This window comes from Kaistella sp., assembly GCF_032060305.1.
Lineage (GTDB): Bacteria > Bacteroidota > Bacteroidia > Flavobacteriales > Weeksellaceae > Kaistella > Kaistella yananensis.
The window spans coordinates 12712-16036 of the sequence record NZ_DAMBHK010000057.1; the positions used below are offsets into that span (position 1 = coordinate 12712).

Annotated in this window: 4 protein-coding genes; 1 reads left to right on the forward strand and 3 read right to left on the reverse strand. The window is 40.3% G+C overall.

All coding sequences use genetic code 11. The annotated features are described in order from the left end of the window. Position 1: 1 nt before the first annotated feature. From V5N63_RS08705 to V5N63_RS08715, 3 genes are all read right to left on the reverse strand, one after another. A complete protein-coding gene (locus V5N63_RS08705) occupies positions 2-1444 on the reverse strand; it encodes an aminoacyl-histidine dipeptidase (RefSeq protein WP_332033632.1) in 1443 nt (480 codons plus the stop codon). Between the two features lie 83 nt (positions 1445-1527). Further along, positions 1528-2028: a hypothetical protein gene (locus V5N63_RS08710; protein WP_332033633.1), complete on the reverse strand. Its 501-nt coding sequence runs from the start codon at positions 2026-2028 to the stop codon at positions 1528-1530. A gap of 16 nt (positions 2029-2044) precedes the next feature. Then, positions 2045-2650, reverse strand: a complete 606-nt coding sequence (locus tag V5N63_RS08715; protein WP_332033634.1) for a hypothetical protein — start codon at positions 2648-2650, stop codon at positions 2045-2047. A 73-nt stretch (positions 2651-2723) separates the two neighbouring features. Between V5N63_RS08715 and recR the strand changes: the two genes are divergently transcribed. After that, the coding region (recR, locus tag V5N63_RS08720; RefSeq protein ID WP_332033635.1) for a recombination mediator RecR at positions 2724-3325 on the forward strand (602 nt) is incomplete at its 3' end.

The window sequence follows — 3325 nt, forward strand, 5'->3', positions numbered from 1 at the left end:
TTTATTTTTTCGGAATTTCTGCAAGGATTTCTTTTAAAAACTTCCAGAATTTTTGTGTTGAAGGAATATTTGCTCTTTCATCCGGCGAGTGTGCCCCGCGGATGGTTGGGCCAAAACTTACCATTTCCATTTCAGGGTAATTGGCACCGATAATCCCACATTCCAATCCTGCGTGGCAGGCAACCACCTGAGGTTTTGAGCCGAAATCTTTTTCGTAGATTTTTTCCATGAGCTTCACGATTTCGGAACCCGGTTTTGGTTTCCAGCCTGGATAAGAACCGCTGAATTCAACATTCATTCCGGCCAGTTCAAATACAGATTTCAACTGTTCTGCTACAGCGTATTTCGTAGATTCTACTGAAGAACGGGAAAGATTAAGGATTTTAAGCTCGCCTTGTTTTAGCTCTACACGAGCGATATTGTTAGAAGATTCAACCAAATCTTTAACATCCGGACTCATTCGGTATACCCCATTATGTGCGGATTTTAAAGCTAAAATAATTTTCCTGGAATCTTCTTCGGAAAGAGCTTTTTCAGCAGATGAAAACGTTTCGATATTGAGGTGTAAATCTTTTTCTACGCTCGCAAATTCGTCCAGAATTTCTTTTTTCAAAGTGGTAACCTGATCGATAAACTCTACGGAATGACGAACGGATAAAACCGCGCTAGCTTCCCGTGGAATTGCATTTCTCAATCCGCCACCGTCAATGGAAATCAGCTGGATATTTTGGTTATAAAGTCCCGTATACAGAAGTCTGCCCAAAATTACATTTGAATTGCCAAGACCTTTAATAATATCCATTCCTGAATGGCCGCCCTGTAAACCTTTTACCTCAATTTTTACAATTTGTCCTTTTGCTTCCTCCACACCGTAAGTTTGGGTTGCGGTTACATCAATCCCTCCCGCACAGCCGATATCGATTTCGTCATCTTCTTCGGTGTCGAGGTTCAAGAGTATTTCGCCATGAAGCTGTCCCGGTTTCAGTCCCATTGCGCCGGTCATTCCGGTTTCTTCATCAATGGTAAAAAGTGCTTCCAGAGCGGGATGCGGAATATCATTGCTTTCCAGGATGCTCATAATTGCGGCAACGCCCAAACCGTTGTCAGCGCCTAAAGTAGTTCCTTTGGCTTTTACCCAGTCACCGTCAACTTCCATGTCGATGCCCATGGTCTCGAAATCGAAATTTACATCGTTATTTTTCTGATGAACCATATCGAGGTGAGACTGCAGAACGACAGATTTGCGGTCTTCCATGCCTGGTGTTGCCGGTTTTTTGATGATGACGTTGCCAACTTCGTCTACAGTAGTTTCCAGAACGAGATTTTCGCCAAAATTTTTAATGAATGCTATTACTTTTTCTTCTTTTTTTGAAGGTCTTGGAACCGCATTTAACGCTGAAAAATTTTTCCAGATCAACTGAGGTTCCAGTTGTGAAAGTGCCATATCGTATAATTTTTCTCAAATTTACTAATAAAAAAACGCTCCCAAAATTTTTGGAAGCGTGAATCTCACGTTTTATAGATTTTTTAACAGCCACACTCGCCATAAATTGGGGAAATTGATTTTTCACCGGTTTTTAAATTTTCCACCGTCATTGATCCCTGGAACATCATGGTTTCATCCATTTCATTTATTTTTCTGCCGGTGATGGAGACTTTATAATCGGCATTTTCAAAATTTTTGCTGAAATTTTCAGGTTCAAAACCGTCTTCCTTTATGGTCATCTTAATCATTTTTCCACCCAGTTTGAAGTAAGCGTTTTTACCATAATCATCCACATATACATATTTTTCATTTTCAAACTGTTCCTTGTTTTCGCCAAAGTAACACGAGCAGCCCTCAACTTCAGCTGGCATCGGAAATGACTCGGGTTTTAATACTGAATCAACCTTTGTCGTATCACTTGCAGTTTCGGGAACTGTTACGTTGGCATCTAAAGTGGTGTTTTCACTTAAGTTTACGCTTTCTTTTTTACAGGACTGAAAGATTAAAGTGGAGAGTGCAAAAAATAGAATATGTTTTTTCATTTCATAAAATTATAAGTTAACCGCGGTCTCTTTCCAACAACACCATCATCAGAAAACTGAGAACTACAAGGGATTCGTCTTCATCGTCGATATCGATAATCCGGTCGAGCTGAAATTTCCTGCCAAAAAGTGAAGGCATTTTTTTAAGTTTAAAATATTCTTTCCCGGCATTGTCTTTTACAGTGTACGAAGGGTTCAGGAAGTATCCCGTAAGCATTCCCAACAAAGGAATTTCGCCGATAAGTCCGTCAAAAACTTTAATCCAGCCGTTGTCTTCGTTAATTTGGTATCTTGTTGCGCCGGTTTCATCGGCAATGTCGTACTGGGATTTCCACAAAGAGCGCATGCCTCTTCTGGCAAGATTTCCGAAATTTTGTCCGGACTGCACATCGGTGATGGCATAAGAAGCGTTAAAATCGATCCATTGGTTTGCTTTTATTCTGAAAAGTTCCTGAGATTTGGTTTCGTTATTGAAAACGATAACATCTTCTTTCAGTTTAAACATTTTTTGACGCACATAGGCGACGTAGTTTCCGTTTCTGTCGGTGATATTGAAATCGCTTGAAAGTGTGGTGATTTTAAAGGTGAAATTGAGAGGATAATTTAAGTTTTTCAGAACCATTAATTTAATTTTCCCAAAGATAATAAAAGGGGCGAAACTTGCATCTTGAGGGATTAAATTTTATTTTTGTGGAATGGACTATCCGAGTAAAGTTTTGGCGAAAGCTGTAGAAGAGATTTCCGGGCTGCCGGGAATTGGTAAAAAATCTGCTTTGAGGCTGGCTTTGCATCTTCTGAAACAGCCGGAAAGTCAGGCGATCGCACTTGGAGATTCACTGAAAAAGTTAGTCACCGACATCAAATACTGCAAAGAATGCCATAATTTTTCAGATTCTGAAATTTGTGAGATTTGCGCCAATCCAAAGCGTAATGAGGAAATTATATGCGTGGTGGAAGATGTACGTGATGTGATGGCGATTGAAAATACCGGCAAATACCGGGGCAAATATTTGGTTTTGGGCGGAAAAATTTCTCCCATGGAAGGAATCGGTCCGAATCATCTTAATATTTCTTCTATTGAAAAAAAGCTGGAGAACGGTGTCACCAAAGAGCTTATTTTCGCGCTCAGCGCAACCATGGAAGGCGATACCACCGCTTATTATATTTATAAGAAATTCAAAAATTCTGAAGTAAATTTCTCAACCATCGCCCGCGGAATTTCTGTGGGTGATGAACTGGAGTACGCCGATGAGATTTCGCTGGGACGCTCGATACAGAACAGGCTGCCGTATAATGA

Coding starts and splice junctions, on each gene's coding strand:
- V5N63_RS08710 (WP_332033633.1), bottom strand. CDS start 2,028: ATGAAAAAACATATTCTATTTTTTGCACTCTCCACTTTAATCTTTCAG.
- V5N63_RS08705 (WP_332033632.1), bottom strand. CDS start 1,444: ATGGCACTTTCACAACTGGAACCTCAGTTGATCTGGAAAAATTTTTCA.
- V5N63_RS08715 (WP_332033634.1), bottom strand. CDS start 2,650: ATGGTTCTGAAAAACTTAAATTATCCTCTCAATTTCACCTTTAAAATC.